This is a genomic window from Bacteroidales bacterium (assembly GCA_031275285.1).
In the GTDB taxonomy this organism is placed as follows: domain Bacteria; phylum Bacteroidota; class Bacteroidia; order Bacteroidales; family UBA4181; genus JAIRLS01.
In genome coordinates, this window is sequence record JAISOY010000066.1 from 1 (window position 1) to 18,122 (window position 18,122).

Annotated in this window: 12 protein-coding genes; 2 read left to right on the top strand and 10 right to left on the bottom strand. The window is 41.1% G+C overall.

The window, feature by feature from the left end; genetic code table 11:
- The coding region (gene ruvB / locus LBQ60_06335; protein ID MDR2037524.1) for a Holliday junction branch migration DNA helicase RuvB at window positions 1-807 on the bottom strand (807 nt) is incomplete at its 3' end.
- 129 nt (window positions 808-936) lie between these two features.
- Between ruvB and der the strand changes: the two genes are divergently transcribed.
- Window positions 937-2,247, top strand: coding sequence for a ribosome biogenesis GTPase Der (gene der, locus LBQ60_06340; GenBank protein ID MDR2037525.1), 1,311 nt, complete (start codon window positions 937-939; stop codon window positions 2,245-2,247).
- A 120-nt stretch (window positions 2,248-2,367) separates the two neighbouring features.
- Window positions 2,368-4,644 carry a DUF4114 domain-containing protein gene (locus tag LBQ60_06345; protein ID MDR2037526.1) on the top strand — a complete coding sequence of 759 codons (2,277 nt, stop codon included), beginning with the start codon at window positions 2,368-2,370 and terminating at the stop codon, window positions 4,642-4,644.
- Window positions 4,645-4,721: 77 nt separating this feature from the next.
- Here the strand turns inward: LBQ60_06345 and LBQ60_06350 are convergent, their stop codons facing one another.
- The 9 genes from LBQ60_06350 to LBQ60_06390 all read right to left on the bottom strand — a co-directional run bounded on the left by LBQ60_06350 (window position 4,722) and on the right by LBQ60_06390 (window position 18,052).
- Window positions 4,722-6,713: an FAD-dependent oxidoreductase gene (locus LBQ60_06350; protein MDR2037527.1), complete on the bottom strand. Its 1,992-nt coding sequence runs from the start codon at window positions 6,711-6,713 to the stop codon at window positions 4,722-4,724.
- A 267-nt stretch (window positions 6,714-6,980) separates the two neighbouring features.
- On the bottom strand, window positions 6,981-9,977 hold the full coding sequence (locus LBQ60_06355; GenBank protein MDR2037528.1) for an FAD-dependent oxidoreductase: 2,997 nt from the start codon (window positions 9,975-9,977) through the stop codon (window positions 6,981-6,983).
- A 96-nt stretch (window positions 9,978-10,073) separates the two neighbouring features.
- A complete protein-coding gene (locus tag LBQ60_06360; protein ID MDR2037529.1) occupies window positions 10,074-11,810 on the bottom strand; it encodes an O-antigen ligase family protein in 1,737 nt (578 codons plus the stop codon).
- An 80-nt stretch (window positions 11,811-11,890) separates the two neighbouring features.
- Window positions 11,891-12,685, bottom strand: a complete 795-nt coding sequence (locus LBQ60_06365; protein ID MDR2037530.1) for a hypothetical protein — start codon at window positions 12,683-12,685, stop codon at window positions 11,891-11,893.
- A 7-nt stretch (window positions 12,686-12,692) separates the two neighbouring features.
- Window positions 12,693-13,511: a hypothetical protein gene (locus tag LBQ60_06370; GenBank protein MDR2037531.1), complete on the bottom strand. Its 819-nt coding sequence runs from the start codon at window positions 13,509-13,511 to the stop codon at window positions 12,693-12,695.
- Window positions 13,511-14,386, bottom strand: coding sequence for a hypothetical protein (locus tag LBQ60_06375; protein ID MDR2037532.1), 876 nt, complete (start codon window positions 14,384-14,386; stop codon window positions 13,511-13,513). The genes LBQ60_06370 and LBQ60_06375 overlap by 1 nt, the downstream gene beginning before the upstream one ends.
- A 52-nt stretch (window positions 14,387-14,438) precedes the next feature.
- The gene (locus LBQ60_06380; protein MDR2037533.1) at window positions 14,439-16,355 is read right to left on the bottom strand and encodes a discoidin domain-containing protein; all 1,917 of its coding nucleotides are present in this window, start codon (window positions 16,353-16,355) and stop codon (window positions 14,439-14,441) included.
- Window positions 16,345-16,560 (bottom strand): hypothetical protein, encoded by a 216-nt coding sequence (locus tag LBQ60_06385; protein ID MDR2037534.1) that lies wholly within the window; start codon window positions 16,558-16,560, stop codon window positions 16,345-16,347. The genes LBQ60_06380 and LBQ60_06385 overlap by 11 nt, the downstream gene beginning before the upstream one ends.
- On the bottom strand, window positions 16,550-18,052 hold the full coding sequence (locus tag LBQ60_06390) for a glycoside hydrolase family 28 protein (protein ID MDR2037535.1): 1,503 nt from the start codon (window positions 18,050-18,052) through the stop codon (window positions 16,550-16,552). The genes LBQ60_06385 and LBQ60_06390 overlap by 11 nt, the downstream gene beginning before the upstream one ends.
- Window positions 18,053-18,122 lie beyond the last annotated feature (70 nt).

The window sequence follows — 18,122 nt, forward strand, 5'->3', positions numbered from 1 at the left end:
AAGGATGCGGTTATCCATTTCATCCAGACCGTGCTTGTCGATATTCAGGGCATCTAAGGCATAACGCGTAATTTCAAGGTTGATGGTACCGTCGCCTTTCACCTGAGCAAAATCACGGACCCTACGTAACAATGCATTGGCAATACGTGGCGTACCCCGACTGCGCGATGCAACCTCAAAGGCTGCTTCTTCCAGAATGGGGACATTCAGTATACGTGCTGCCCGGGAGACAATGCCTGTAAGGATATCGGTATTATAATACTGAAGATGACAAGTGATCCCGAAACGTGCCCTCAGAGGGCTGGTGAGCAATCCCGAACGGGTAGTTGCTCCCACCAGCGTAAACGGGTTCAGGGTGAGCTGGATGGAACGTGCGCTGGGTCCCTTATCAATCAGGATATCAATGGTATAATCCTCCATGGCCGAATACAGGTATTCCTCTACTACCGGACTTAACCGGTGTATTTCGTCGATAAATAAAACGTCATTCTTTTCCAGGTTGGTCAGGATACCGGCTAAATCACCAGGTTTATCCAGTACCGGACCGGAAGTGAGTTTAAGGTTGACTCCTAGCTCGTTGGAAATAATGTTGGCTAAAGTGGTCTTTCCAAGCCCCGGAGGTCCATGCAACAATACATGGTCGAGGGCTTCGTCGCGCATTTTGGCAGCCTGCACAAAAACACGCAGGTTATCCACCACTTTTTGCTGTCCGTTGAATTCTCCGAACCCGGAAGGACGCAACGAACGGTCGAGTTCCTTATCTTCCTTGTCCCAGTTATTGGTGCGAAATTCTATATTGTCTGACATGGCTTATTTTCGTGCCTCAAAGATACAACCATTTATATTGCAAATTTATAGATTCCGGCGAATTTAATTTTTTTTGCGCTGTTACTGATTCTATGATTACCTTTGCAGTTCAAAACCGATAAAACAGATATGAGCAATATAGTAGCGATCGTAGGCCGTCCGAATGTAGGTAAATCTACTTTATTTAACCGGTTAACAGGACGTAAGGATGCCATTGTGGATGAACAATCAGGCGTTACCCGCGACCGCCATTACGGAAAAGTAGAATGGAACGGTCAGGAATTTTCAATCATTGATACAGGCGGATACATTACCAATTCAGACGATATTTTTGAAGAAGAGATCCGAAAACAGGTACTTCTGGCTATTGAAGAAGCGGATGTAATCCTGTTTCTGGTGGATGTTACTTCCGGTATTACCGATCTTGAGGAAGGCGTCACAGATATTTTGCGTAGGACAAATAAAAAGATCATTCTTGTGGTCAATAAGGTCGATACCAATGAGCGTCAATACGATGCCGCCATATTTTATAAATTGGGATTGGGTGATTATTTCACTATCTCATCCATCAACGGCAGTGGAACAGGTGATTTGCTGGACGCGATCCTTGAGCAATTCCCGGCAAAGGAAAGTATCAATGAAGAAGCAGAGGAATTACCCAGGATCACTATTGTGGGCCGTCCGAATGTGGGAAAATCATCACTGATCAATGCCCTGACGGAAGAAGACCGTAATATAGTTACCCCGCTTGCCGGTACCACACGGGATACCATCGATACACTGTATAATAAGTACAATCATCGCTTTTACCTGGTGGATACGGCGGGTTTACGAAAGAAAGGAAAGGTAAGCGAAGATATAGAGTTCTATTCGGTTATGAGGGCCATTCGCGCTATTGAAAATTCGGATGTCTGTTTGTTGATGATTGATGCTACGCAAGGAATCGAAGCTCAAGACCTGAATATCTTCCGGCTGATCCAACGTAACCGGAAAGGGGTGGTTATTTTAGTGAATAAATGGGATTTGATCGAAAAAGACAACCACACCACCAAACGGTATGAAGAGGTCATACGTGACCGGATCGCCCCGTTTACAGATGTGCCGATCATTTTTACCTCCGTAGTGACCAAACAGCGACTGCAAAAGGTACTCGATACGGCTATGGAAGTATATAAGAACAGGACTAAACGTATCCCCACCCATAAACTGAACGAGGTGATGCTGCAGGTCATCGAGAACCATCATCCACCATCGGTAAAAGGAAAATATATCAAGATAAAATACGTTACACAATTACCTACCCTGGCTCCATCATTTGTGTTTTTCTGCAATTTGCCGCAATACATCCGTGATCCGTACAAACGTTACCTTGAGAATCAACTCAGGGAGCATTTTGACTTTACAGGTGTACCTATGCAGCTGTTTTTCAGGAACAAATAGCCCAATCAAACGTTCGTCACCGAAAAAACTACTTTTGTCAAAAAAAAGGGTAAATAATGCTATTTTTATGTAACATTGTATCATGATTTTGAGTATACACATGTAAAATATGTTTCAGATATGAAAAAATTATATTTATATTTTATTTCCCTTTGTGTGGTTTGCCTTGCAAGCTGTAACAAAGACAATGAAGATTCTCCTGCTTCAGGAGAAAATCCTGCCAAAAAGGAGTTGATGAATGGGAGCATCATCATCAACAATAATCCTTCTGCAATAAAGGTCAAAGCTCTTAATGAATATCCGGAAGGTGTTTCAACCGAAAATGATTTTATTTCGGCTTCACGTTCCAGAAAATCATTATTAAAACGAAACGATGTTCCTCTAACCCCTGTATACGGTAATGATTACCGTTTTAAACTGATTGCTGAGGTAGCTCCGTTTGAGGTTGATATAGACGGATGTGAGTGTCCGTTAACCATTCAGGCTACTCATGTAAAAATGACTGATGATGCTAAGTATGCTTTTGTTTCCTATAATACCAAAGGACCTGATCATGTGGGCGCCATTGCCGTTTTTAAGATTACATATACAGGATCGGGAAATGATGTAGGTGCTACCGTTGAAAATATAGCATTGATGAGTTTACGTCATTCGGAAATCAGTGCTATCGATTATGATCCGGTCTCTAATCGTATCTATGCAGTAGGAGCGAATGAAGATCCGAATCTGGGGTATGATGAAAAATATGAAACCGATCTTGCTTTCTTCCTGGTAGCACAATTAAATGCAGATAAGACCTTTAGTTTTAATGAAGATGGGTATTATGCAGAACAATTGACATCATATCAGGGTACTTCCGTAAAGATGGCCAAAGGTAATATATATGCTGCAACCGGTAGCGGTTTGAATGGAACGGATGGCGGATTGTATATCATCAATGCAACCGACTATTCCAGGGTAAAATTTATTGATCTGGAGAATGCCCGTTCTGTTGATGTAGACGATAATCATATCTATGTGATGCAAGCAGAACATGCCCGTATCAACAAATATGACCTGAATGGAAATCTGATCGCACAAATCTATAATGTAACCAGTGAAGCTACCCAACAGGAAGCTAAATCGGAAATGACAGTATGGAAAGATTACATTTTTTCAGCCATGAATGAAAGCGGATTACGGATGCTTGACTTGGATGGAAATGTGGTAGACCAGTTGGATCGTCCCGGTTCTGACCCGGAAAACCATGTAACCAATAGTGTGGCTTTGAACAGCGATAAGAAAAACAATTCAATGGGAGATGCGGTAGAATCTAACCTGATGCTGTTGGCCAATGGTGGTAAAGGTTTGTACTGGTATGATATCAAAAAGGTAGACGGTGAAGACCAAATCGTGTTGTGTAACAATAACAGTATTAATTTCGGAGACGGATATTCGGCTAATTTTGTAGCTTCCAAAGGAAATATCGTATTTGTCGCAGACGGATTAGGCGGATTGAAGGTCCTCTATATAGATTTTAATAACGGTAAGCCCATCGATCCTCCGGTACCGGGTGAAGCATGTACTTCTTTTATGAGTTACCTGTTTAATGGTACGAAAGCCAGCCTATTACCTGAATCAAAAAATGTATTTACCAGCGATAATCAGATTGTTAATACATTATTCGGAAATGCAAACGATGTTCCACGGTATATCGAAGTACTTGGAGAATCTCCCGTATTCATCAGCTATATCGCTGAAGGAGCAACTTTCAAAAATGCACTGGGTTTCTTTGTAGTTCCAGCCGGACAGGATATTGAAACTTATTATACCAACGAGGTAAAGGATAATCTTTGGGAAAATGCCGGAACATCGTCCAAGAAGATAAAGGAAAAATATATTATCTTCAATAATATCATGGATTATAAAAAAGGAGGATCGTTAGAATCCGGACAAACCTGGCAGATTAAAAATTATAACAGGCAGGATGGTAACTTCAACCAGGGTGACCGCATTGTGCTCTTCCTGGCGCCAAACAGCTGGAATTCACAGAACGGATGGGTTAATTACACCAATAAAGGATATACCATGCCGGTGTTTACAGATTGGAAGATCAATCAGAATGATCCTAATTATTCTTGTGATTACAATAATAACTTCTCGGGTATTCCTTACAACACATTCTATTCGGTCGATTGTAAGAGTATTGTATTGTTCTTTGAAGATAAATCCACTGGTTCGGACAAGGATTATAACGATATGATATTCTCTGTAATGTCACAGATTGACGAAGAAGGGCAATCTACAGCCAAACTTTCAAAACCGAAGTATTACATTTCTTCAGCCACTTATGAAGACGGGCAAAATGAACAATCAGTCGTGTTCAATGGTCAGACTTTATTTCTGGGGGAGAATTAAGATAAAATATTATTAAAAACAAAACAAGCAGTTCATTATGAACTGCTTGTTTTGTTTTTAATAACTATTACTTGTTATTATTTCTTTGAAGGGACTAATATAATTGCATCAGCCGGTACATTGCCTGCTCCGTTAGCAAGAATACTCACATGGCTTTTTTTCCCTTTTGGTAAAGAATAACTTCCTAATAATACCCATTCACCAGAGGTTTGTCCTTCTACCACAACATCGGAAGTCTGAATATTTTTTCGAGTAGTGTTACCACCATCAAATATATCGATAGATAATTCTTTGGTTAGTTCCGGAATTTTTGGGAGATACGAATAAATATCATACTTCCCTTTACGGGGAATATCTATATTAAACTTTACAGAGCCAGAACCATTTTTAGATACCAGCATAGTTGGTCCGTAGCAACGATTTTTCTGAATTTCCCATTCACCATCGGTTTCAATAAGATCTTTATAGTCGTTATCTACCAGGATCTCAAATATGCTTTCATCTGCTAATGGTTTTTCTATTAGTGTATTCTGAAGTTTCTTCACATCGATGTGTTGTACATCTTTTTTTCCATCAATGGCCATGGATGCTGCAACAGCGGAAGATTGGGCAAGCACCATAAAAACAGGCTCCATACGTATGGAACCGAAAGCAATATGTGTTGAAGAAAGACATACGGGTACCAACAGGTTACGACAGTCTTCCTGTTTGGGCGTGATGGACCGGTAGGCGATAGGGTAGGGGCCGAATCCACCGACTTCCACATTCCCTTCATTTTTTACCTGTCCATTGATTACCAAACGTTGACAATTATGGGAATCCATCGTATAGGCCGCCATACCTATCCCATCTTCTACCACTTCTTTTCCCTGACAATTGGCTTGGGTCATTACGTAAGCGCCAATCATTCGCCGGGCTTCACGGATATATAGCTGAGGCGACCAATGCCCGTATTCTACATATTCGTCTTTCGGATAACCCCATTTCAGCATTTCAGTCCTTATTTCTTGCGGTACACGGGGATCATGTCCGAAAAAGTATAGTAATCCTTTGGTATATATCTCATGATCTTTAATGATTTTTTCCCGGACTTCATAACTTCCATCGGGATAATCATAATTAGCGCCGATCATATCTGTTGAAAACCCGTTCCGGTTATTGATGTCCGTTTTATTATTAGGCATACGGCTCCAGATAAAGTAGTCATTTAAGGATTTTTTGTCGGGTTGGGCTTTTATCAGTCGAACCAATAATTCGTACATGGTTGAGTCATATCCTTCCGGACGGCTAATAGGAACTAAATTGGCAGGATCGGAAGTCAAACAAATACGATAATTATATGCCTGGATTTTTTTGTCTCCTGTTCCGTTCGGTTCCAGTATATTACCGGTGACGCCCCATACCAGTCCGCTTTCCGGGTTCCCCGGAATTACATAGGGATCTATGCCGTCAGGAAACTGGTGTCCGTGCATCAGTTGAACCCCATTGATCGTTTCGTTGTATTCCTTGTTGTCTTCGCGGCCTGTTGCATAAGGAACTCCGGCTTTTGCCATCAGATCCCCTTCGTAAGTGCAGTCAATAAACATCCTGGCTTTGATCACCTTATTGTTTTCCGGAGACGGATTTACTGAATTTTCAACCATGATCTCCTTGATGGAACCGTTTTCTTTTTTTACAGAAACCAGCCTCGAATCATACATAATATCCACTTCACCTTTTTTGATGTAATCAAGAAACAAAGCTTCTGCTACCTTGGGCTCGAAGATCCATTGTTCGAATTTTCCGTAATGATCTCCCAGGCGACGATAAAAATCACGGGCAAGCCCGGTAATAGCGTATTTATTTCCAATATCAGTTTGTCCCAGGCCTCCGGAACTTAATCCGCCCAGCCGCTTTCCCGGTTCGATCAGAATAACGCTTTTACCCATTTTTTTAGCAGTATAAGCTGCGATCACTCCTGCAGATGTGCCTCCGTATACGCAGATGTCAATTTCATCTGATCGATTGCAACTATTTAGCATGACAGGTATTATACAAAATACAAAAAGATAGTTTTTGATATACTTCATGATATAATTGAATTTATTGGTTCGATTTTTTTTACTGGAAAATGATAAATACTAAGGTATGATGAAATCGTAAATTAATGAATAGGAATCAATTGTATATTGATATGGTTTGATGTATTGTTTTTATAAAATGGAATAAAATTATATGATCAAATAGCTTATTATCAATGATTTAATATTGTTGAGTGCAGGCTCTAATGATAATAAACCTGATAACATAAACACTGGAATTTGAGATACAAATATTCACTTTTCAATTAACCATTTTCAATTACTTAATACTCCTTTTGCATGACGGGCATAATGATTATGAAAATCATTGGTATATCTTCTCAGGATGGTTTCTCCGAGTGTATCCTTATCACCGCAACGATATAAGGCCCGGGCCAGGTGCAATTCTTTCAAAACTTTATTCCGTATGGAAGTATCCGACCAATCTGTATTAGTGGCTTTACGTGCTTGTTTATAATTGTCCACCACTTCATTCCGGATATCTTTTAAATGTAACATTTCATATAGTAAAGGCGCGGAAGAACTATCCCCGATAGATTCAAATGCCATACAAACAGCCCTGAAATGCGAGAATGTATTTTTTGCTTCTAACTGCTTTGCCAATTTTTCAATAGCAGGTAAGGCTTCTTTTTTACGGGCATTCCCCAATGCAATGATCAGACTGTCCAGATGACTCATACATGGACCGAATTGCCCCATACCTGTATATGCCCAACCTTTGTCCCATTCTGTGAAACTGTTGATTTTATCGATCAATGCCTGTATACCTACGCTTTCTCCTAACATGGCAAGGGTTTGCGCATAGTTGATCTGTTCGGCTGTACCGGCTTTCTTTTTGAATTCCTGTTTAAGCAAAGGAAGGGCTTGTTTGGTGTCTGTAAGCAATATTTCCAGTCCTTCCATATCGTTATGGAGTTTTGAAGCTGCCTCAACGAACTGTGCCTTTGAGAACGGGAAATTATTTTTGTCGGTAAGTACTCTATCAGGGAGATTACCCATGGATACGAGGTATTGTTGTATTTTCCTGATATCTACCTGCCGTACGGATTTGTTTTCTTTTATTGCGGTAGCTACCAGGTATCCCACTGCATAACCCTGATTCTGAAGGCATGGTTGCATCCTGATGATGGGCATAGCATCCCTGTGTGCACCGGTTCCCAGACCGGTAACAATGATCCCATCCAGACCTTTGGGTAATAATGTCCTTAAAGGAACATCTGCATTATATATTTTATGCCGTTTTTCAGGCGCTTTTAATGTAAAATACGGGTCAATAGTGAAACCATGAGTATCGAAAGAACTGGTATGGTATGAAAGTGTATCGGGGTACCGGCGGCCATTGATCACGTCGAGGACAGAAACATTATGTTCTGCAATAACCCTGCGTCTTTCACGGGTCTGAGGAATTTTACACAGGTCATAGGAGCCTTTATACTTGGCTTTGGCAGCTACAAAGACCCGCGATACATCCAGTATATCCGAATCATCGATAAAGGTCCAGTCATTGTTGTTATAAAAATCGTTCGGATCACGTTTGCATAGACCCGCTCCCTGAACAGCAACAGTATGTTTTCCGGTATAATCATAACCTGCACCTCCGGCAATGGCTATATCGGCGCTTCCGGTACTGTCTACCACTGTTTTGGCCAAAACAACACCTCTTCCGTAGGGTGTAGCCACTACTACACCACAAACACGTTTTCCGTCGGTAACAGTGCCACATCCTATAGTACCGAACCATATATTTCCTTTTGCTTTACGTATCTCTTTACGGAACCATTCCATTTTCCAATCGGATGGCCATTCAACACTCCAGTTCTTTTTTTGACGGGGATGGTCGAGAGGAGCCATATTCCGTACTCCTGCATCTATCTCTTTGGTAAAACCTTCGCGGAAACCATCCCAGTAACGGCCGATCAACCCGGTAGTGGTCAGGCCGCCCAGACCGTGCAGGTATTCAATGGTCAGCGTTTTTATTCCCTGTCGGGAGGCGCTGATCCCTACCGGAGCACCGGCTGTACCGCCTCCGAGCACTATCATATCATATTCTCCCCATACGGGAAGTTGAATATCGGATATTTGGATGGTTCCTTTATGAAAGTCCGGCCTGAGGTAGGAGTTGATTTCACGGGCTTTTGGTTTAATGTTTTCCGCTTTGGATGTATGAACATTCAGATCGGCATATGTAGGTTTTGTTATTTTTCCCGATTGTAATGCGACTTCTTTTCCTAATTTTTTTCCTAAATCAATCAACGAAACAGGTCGAAGCATTGTTTCTGCCACATCGCGGGAGACATCTGCATATCCGTTTAAGAGGTAAAAATTGGTATGTTCTTCAGGCTGCAATGCCTGTATAGGGATATCCTGACCGGTGGCGGGGGCCTGTAATTTACTTTTCACCTGTTGCGACGGTATATAGTAAAGAAGATCGGCACTATCCACCTGATCAACATCCCAGGTGATATCACGTATTTGTTGTTCAATCCGGTTTAATGCGTCGAAATCGTTTCCGGCGTCGGGAAAACTGAAGGTGTAACGAAGCGCTTTGTAAGTTTTGTCTTTAACTTTAATCAGGGTATCTAATTCAACTACTTCGGTGATATGTTCGTTTGTTTTCTTCGAATTTCCTACAACGATGAATTCGTATTGCTGGTTTCCTGAAGTATTACCGGAAAAAGGAATATGGGCAGCGCGTGCAAATGTGGCATCTAACGTGCCATCGACAACCATCTTTGCGCAGATAGCCTGACAGCCTGAACGATTTGAAATAAGGCCGCCGGAAATCTGTCCGTTTTTGTTGTATAGAACATCCACGAGATAACTACTGTATAAGAAATTGATATTGTTGGTGATCAATTCGTCTTCGAGTACGGTTTTCACATGAAGCGGCATGGGAGATACGTTGTTCCGGAATATTTTCTCAGCCATAGACTGGCTGGGATTTTCATCCTGCCACAAACGAAGGGTTCCACAAATATCTTCACCCAGATAGGGGAGAGGTGATACCAGAAAGACCGATAAGCCGTTCTGTGCAGCTTCGGAAGCAACAGCAACAGCCCCGGTGCTACCTCCTATCACCAGTAGATCAACATCCACGATTACGGGTATGTTATGGGAAGGCAACAGACAATGTTTTGTCGAAGTCAACTGATTGTTCGTATCAGTTAAAGCATAAGCCATAGATAAACTACTACTACTGATCAACCCGGCTCCAAGGGCTGAAGTTTTAATGAAATTACGTCTGGTATACATTTTGGTTAATGGTTAAAATTCAACATTCTTTTCAAATATATCCGGATATGGTCCGGCTGTGATACTACTGCCAAAACAAACAAATTACCGTCAATATTAAAGATTTACGGAAGATGCCTGATTTTCTACTTTTTCTTTCATTTTCATTTTTATTGCGGAAATTGTCGCTGATGGTACTTTTACAGGTTTATTAATAATTTCATTGGCTATTTTTAATGCTATGTCCGGTTGCTTGATACTGTCGTATATATTTGTCAGTTCATATAACGGGACAAATCTATTGGGACACATTTGTGATGCCAGCACATAACCATCCTTCGCCTTATAAAAATCCCGTTGCTTTTTATAATTATCGGCTTTTAACATCTGGACATCAAAATCATTCAACATCTTTTCACATACTATTACCATCTCTGTACTTTTTTCCGGATCATTATATCTCAATATTGCAGCATAGTTATATACAAAATAGGCATTTTTATTCATAAAAGGATATAAACATTCATATTCTGAAATTACATCCTGTTTTCTCATAAGGCCCGATTGCTTCACTATATTGTACCATTGGCTCTCATAATAAACTTCTTTTACAGTAAACACCAAAAGTACGATGGATGAGGATAAAATGAGAAAATTGAAGCCCCGGTTCGCATGAGATCGTTCATTGTTTTTACAGGATAATGCAGCTATACTAAAGCCGGTTATAAGCCAGGTAAACGGATATTGAAAAGGATAAGAAAAGCACGATAAAATGAATATGGCTGCCATAGCCAGCATGAGTATGAATGACTTTTCATCCTGATCCTGAAGGTATGTCCGTATAAGGATAACTACCAAAAAAACAAGCAACAGGAAAGATACCAGTCCGAATTCTGTAATTAAAAATAAAAATTCATTAAACGGATGTTTAACGTTATCAGCCAACAAGGCAAATTCGCTTTCGGGGTTTTGTTCGAAATAGCGTGCCTGATAAAGCATATATTGGGCTTCGAAACTTTTATATCCATGTCCGAATAAGGGTTTCTCCCGTATCATATCCAAAGTACACCTCCAGATAAGTATACGCCCGTCGGCCGAATCTTTTTTTATAAAATAAAGTCCTGATAAAACGGTTGATATCAAAAGGAAAAAAATAACCTTCTTCCATACGACTGATTCACGAAATGTCTTATTTTGTTTCAGAATATAAAAAAAGCTTGAAACTGCAATAGCTATCATTCCGACTCTGGAAGCAGACAGAACGACTGCCGTACCAACTACAGCATAAGTAAACCATGCTATGTATTTCATCCAACGTTTGCCGGATAGGGTAAAATAAAAAATAAACGGTACACTTATGGCCAACATGGAAGCGAAGCCCGCGGGGTTGTTGAAATTTCCTACCACCCTGAAGTGGGTTCCTTCATGCAGCAATCCAACATACTGGGCAATGCCATGACATGCAAGGAAAAACGCAGAAATGACGATGGAACCCGAAATATATCCGAATGTTTGTTCCTGAAATATCTGAAAAAACAGATAACATATTAAAAAATACAAGATACATGGTAAAAGGAACGAAAGTACAAACTGTCCGGTGATCACTCTAAGAAAGCAATACACAAAAAGCAATATAAACCAATAGCCGAACGGTTCCGGATTTAAAATTTCTCTACGCCTGACCAAAAGGAACAGCAACCCGCATACAGATACGGTGATGTAAAGCCAATACCATTTTGATTTCAGTTCCGAATCAAAAAACTTATTAAAATCACAAAAAACGGTTCCGAGTACAATGATAAAAAATGAACCGGCAAGAATGAATTTTTCTTTATTTTTCAATATACTATCCATTTTGATCCTGTATGATTATTTCCCTGTTAGCATGCATAAATAAATGTGAAACAGGGAAATATCATTAAAGTCGCCAATGATTAAAATTCATTCAGTAATTTGATGTACTTCGCTTCATCTACTTTTCCATCCATGGCATCCGCCATGATCTGTCTGCAAAGATCAGATAATTTAAGGGAGTTTCCCTTAGGCATGTGGATATATAAAGACCATACTTCATCATCCACCACGGTACGGAATGTTACCGAATAGCCATCTGAAATAAACGGGGGAACCCCTATTGCCTTAAAATTACCGATGAATGAGACCATTTTTTCGTACATCTTCCCTGCCAGTTGATCACTGATGGGAAAAGAGCGGCCATCCGCCTTCAGGAGCTTAGGCAGTTCTTTAGAATAAATTTTACTTCCTATGGTTTTGTTATGATCAAATATCAGGTTAAATACATTCCTTGGTAATGAATCCAGCTGTTTTATCGGAAGATTGATCCGGTGATCCTCTTTTCCAGCTTCTTTGCTGGCCATTTTCCTCGCTTCACTATAATTCGCGACCCATTTGACCTCAAGGATATAAAATGTATCCAGTGAGTCTCTCATTATACGGAAGCCTAACTCGTCCTCAAAAGAAGGCGAGTAAAAGAACTCTACCGGGGCATTGAAATTCCCGAAAAGCAATTTCTCCGTATCCGTTTTGCTGCTCAGGTGATAGCTATCACCAAATGCAGGGCCTTTGGACGTATCGCCTTTTATAATCAAATTATACTCCACCCTTTTTAAGAAATGACCGCCATCGGTAGCGTCATGGTCTACATTTTGAGAAAGGGCAAATGGAATACAGAATATCCACAAAAAACAGGTGATGAATATTTTTTTCATTGGTTGATCAAAATTCATTCAGTAATTTGATGTACTTTGCTTCATCCGGTTTTCCATCCATGGCATCCGTCATGATCTGCCTGCAGAGATCAGACAGTTTAAGGGCATTCTCCTGAGGCTCATGAATGTATAACGACCATACTTCGTCATCCACCACGGTGCGGAAGGTTACCGAATAGCCGTCTGAAATAATATGGGGAACTCCTATTGCCTTAAAATTACCGATGAATGAGACCATTTTTTCGTACATCTTCCCTGCCAGTTGATCACTGATGGGAAAAGAGCGGCCATCCGCCTTCAGGAGCTTGGGCAGTTCTTTAGAATAAATTTTACTTCCTATGGTTTTGTTATGATCAAATATCAGGTTAAATACATTCCTTGGTAAAGAATCCAGCTGTTTTATCGGAAGATTGATCCGGTGATCCTCTTTTCCAGCTTCTTTGCTGGCCATTTTCCTCGCTTCACTATAATTCGCGACCCATTTGACCTCAAGGATAAAAGATGTATCCAGTGAGTCTCTCCTTATACGGAAACCAAACTCGTCCTCAAAAGAAGGTGAGTAAAAGAACTCTACCGGGGCATTGAAATTCCCGAAAAGCAATTTCTCCGTATCCGTTTTACTGCTCAGGTTATAACTATCACCAAATGTAAGACCATTGAACGTACCGCCTTTGGAAAACAGGTTATACTCTGCTTTTTTTAAGAAACGGCCGCCATCGGTCGCATCGTGGTCTATATGTTGGGCAAGTAGTGCCGGAATACAGAATCCCCACAAAAAACAAATAATGAGTTTTTTTCTTTTATTAAAAGTCAATTTAGCCATCATTAATCACATATATTGTTAGGGTTATAGTCATAATCATAAAATCCTCCCTGATAGTAAATATAACCGGGTAGCCCGGTTTGTGCCGTTATCCCCTCCTCCTTATCTTCCTTTGATGCACACGGTTTGTCTCTATGGGTATGCGCTACCCAGGAGATGGGACTGTTAATTCCTCCTTCAGAAAAATAATATTTACCCGTATTAGGATTTTCGCTTACTGTTATGTGCGTTTTATTCGTAGTATTACGATCATCAATCCATGTCGAAAAGCTGCCATCTTCATATGCGATGATGTATAATTCCACATAGTCAGGACTACTTACCCATGAAGACAGATAAGAATATAAAAAAACCATGTCCTCTTGTCCCGTCCAGTTTTCGACCGTACCGCTTTTAAGCAAGGGACGGGAAAGGCTGATTCCCAGATCCAGTAATTTATTCTTTACATTTAGAGAACTCTGGATAGATTGCCGGATATAATTCTTTCTCAGCTTTAATGAAAAATCAGCGATTTGCGGAAATTTATTTTGTAATATTTCCTTTTTTTCATTGAACACTCCTATTTTCTCTTCTATATCGACAGAGCCAACCAACGCAGCAGGAAGATGTATCACTTTTCTTCCGTCCGCATCGTAGGTAACTTCCAGGGTAGAGAAGTCGATTTTGTTCAATCCGCCTGTGAAGATATCCACTGATCGTTTAAAATCAGCTCCGGCTACAATATACTCCTCTAATTCGGGCGAGTTGAGTATATCCTCATTTAACGGTTCATCCTCTTCTTTCCCGCATCCGGCAAAAAAAAGCGAACAACTGAAAACAAATGCACTTAATAGCATTGCACTTGTTAGAAACACTCTTTGTTTAAAAATTTTACTCATATTTAACATAGCTAAAAAATTAATTAATTAAAAAATATTGAACTCAACATTGTTACCACCAAACCTGTTCATCATTTTCATAGGTGAAGGGACGTTCCTCTTTACCCCGCGAATGATTGCGCAGTATATATAATGCTCCGGACGGGACCTGATCATAAATCATTTCATAGCCTTCCGCCACCTGATATCCCAATGAAACCCATCTGCCGTTATCCCAGTATTTCAGTTCATACTGATCGCCCGGACGTATGTTGTTGTCATCATTCCTGAAAATATACCGGATGCGATCGATCGATTGCGGTTTACCAAAGTCCATCCCTACCCAGGCGCTATCCGGATGGGCGGCATCAAAAAATGTTTCCGGGATACCGTCAAAAGCTTTTTCAAAACTTCGCCGGGGATCATCCTGAAAAGCTTCTTGTGTTCCTATCGTGTTACCGGATAATAATTTGTCATCCGAAAAAAACTGTATTTCGGCCATATTGTTATAGCCCCTGGGGCCTGACAGATAACGCGCATATCTGAACTTACCGGAAATATCCGCCGGAATTTCCACCCAGTTCATGGTAGCCGCATTTTCTATGGTATACAAGGTCACCGGATCTGAAAAAGAAATATCATTGGCCATCTGAAATTTACCGCCAATGGCCCGTACCATAAATTGCATCAACCAGGGAGAATATCGGTATTTACGTGTCAGTTTTACCGTTTGCCGTTTTGTAGTGTCTGCGCGGGTAAATGAAAAAGTTCCGTTTTCATTTACTATAAACGGGAGTGAAGCCGGAATCACGTACCCGTCTGAATATTCGGATAGCAGGTAAACAATTCCGGATTCAACATAATGAAACCGGATTCCCCGCCTGGTAGTACGGTTCCATGCCATCGGGATCCATTCTTTATTGTTGAATACGCTTAAATATAATATACTACCTGTCTTATAAGGGTGATCAGGGTGTAAAGTTATCCGGTTATAAGGAAAATAATCCGATGATACATCGCGAAGGAAGGCATCATGGAGGGTGGAAGGAATCATGACCGTATCAGCAGCTTGTAGCGGTAAAGATTCTTTCTGGGGAGCAAAAAAACGACGATATACTTTTCCCAGTTTTCTGGGTACACGATGTGGAAAGGTGGGTTCGCGAAAATTCTGCAGCTCAAAAGGAGCTATCCCGTTTACCTCGTCGCCTACGCTTATCCAGAGATGCGCCCGGGTGGAATGGTCCGGATTCTGGACAATCATATCAATGGCGCATGGTATACCAACCGACCTCATGACATAGGTCATCATATCGGTTTGATCGCGGCAATTGCCGTACATTTTCAGAAGCGTTAAGGCTCCCAGATGAGGAGTCGAGGGTAACGCCGGTTCGAATATCCATACCTGGTTATTCAAATAATTGAACAATAATCTTCCGGCGGCTATGGGATCATTTTTATATTTCAGAGTGTCCAACATCGTATGAAACCGATTGAAATATATTTCTTTCCAGTCTTCCAGAGGTTCATTACCTACTCGGTAAGGCAGTATCTTTTCGCAAAACAGGTCAAATGAAAGATGACGGCACCAGGGCATTTCCTGCCAGAGCATGAATGAAAAATCAATATTCCGGATTAGGAATTCCGAATCAATTACTTCTATATCAGGTATCATATATTGACTGCCTGCCAGTTTCCCATACTTTTGTTCAAAATCGTACAAACTATGTGCAGTGGGTGTTGTAGTACGGATATGGAACCTGAACGAATCTAATAATGAATAGTTTATTGTGTAATGATAAGGCATGTTGGCTATCAGGAATTCTGCAGCACGATATTTTAACTTGTCTTTCTGCATGCGGTAATGTTCAAGCACTTTCTCCAACTCTGAACGGTTGTTGTCCGCAAGTTGCAAAGCATATTCCACCTTATCAGAGTAACGGGTACAAGATATAAGCAAAAGACATAAAAGGAAGGCCATTTTAGTACTCATAGGTGAAAGTAAATATTAACGGATAATATGTTTTTTCAAATATTCCGGATAGATACCCGGATTGCCTCCAACTATCAGCCGAATTAATAGCAAAAACTTCCGGGTTTTCCCGGTCGGGATAATTCGGCGCCCATAAATTCCATTCCGGGAGAAGCCACAGGAACAGGATGATCAGAACGGATGGTCTTTCTTTTTTATTTACCATTTACCAGGATGTTTTTGCTATTGACTTGTTTTACTTCGGCATCTTCAGATAAATTTAGTCTGCCATCCGTCACATCGTCGAAATAAAATACCGGCCTTATATCGGGTTTCCGGGTGATGACGGAAACATTCTGGAAGGTGATATTTTTAACGTGCCGTACATAAAAGCCGGATGCAGGCAGCACAGAACCGAACATCCTGTTTTCCGGATAGCCTTTTTCCGCTTCTTTCACGGTTTCTTCCGCCTGAACTTTTGTTCCTCCTCCGGGAGCTGTGATGTGTATATCTCTCAACGAAATATTTTCGGCATAGGATCCGGGTACCCCTGTTACGGAACAGGCGATGAGGCTTTCGCTTTGTGCGATAATATGATGGATCTGAATGTTCTTTAAAATGCTTACATTTCCTTTTGAGTAGGTACGTCTTCTGTCTCCCAGCCGGATAAACACAGGAGTCTGCACCCCGCTCATCAGAACATTTGAAACGGATATGCCGTCCATCACGCCGCCGTCTACCGATTCGAGCGCAATTCCGGCCAGAACGGTCGTATCGCGTTGAATACCGGCAAATGCCGTAGCTTTGTTGGTTTTCCATTTCCGGATATTATCTTCCGATGCACTCCTGACTACGCAGTTGGTGACGGTAATATTCCTGAAACCTCCCAAAGAGGCCGTTCCGAATTTTATTGCATTACAGTTGCTTGCCAGTACACAATTGGATACGGTGATATTTTCACATACGGATGAGAAATCGCTTTTGAAGCATAAAGCATCATCGTCCGTATCAATATAGCAATCGGAGACGATTACATTCCGGCTGTCAATATCCAATCCGTCGTTATTGTAATTACAATGACTATAAACTTTTACGCCCCTGATAAAAACGCCGTCGCATTGTTCGTAATCCTGTGTCCAGTATGCGGAATTGCGTAATGTAATATCCGTTACCGTCACATTTTTGCACTTCCGGAAATAGATGATTTTCGGACGGCGTGGTCCTCCCTGGGAATCATTGCCGTGTTGAAATTCCGCATGCCCTCCTTGTCCGTTGATCGTTCCATGTCCGGTAACAGAAATATTTTCCTTGTTTTCCGCATATATTAATGCCGGGGATTCTTTTCCTTTCAGTACGGGAAATACATCCGAATAGTCTTTTAACCGGGTACTTCCCAGCAGTTCTGCTCCGGCTTCGATGTGCAGGCGGACATTTGAACGCATAAAGAGCGGTCGGGTCAGATATTTCCCCGGAGGGACAATAACCGTTCCGGCAGATGTTCCGGAACATTGGTCGATCGCTTTTTGTATGATCTCCGTATTGTCTGTTACGCCGTCCCCTTTGGCTCCCAGATCGGTGATCGTGATCCGGGCATAGGTATTATGGTATACGAAGAACAGAAACAACAGCAGGATGATCTTCCTGTTCAGGTACGGGAAATTTCGCCTGATTAATGGGCTATTTCCCGGGTATTTTTCAGAGTTTAGTAGGGATATCAATGTTTTGGTATATTTATTATTTGACTATTGATGATCTGTTTATCAGAAACAAACAGACTTCCGGTTCATT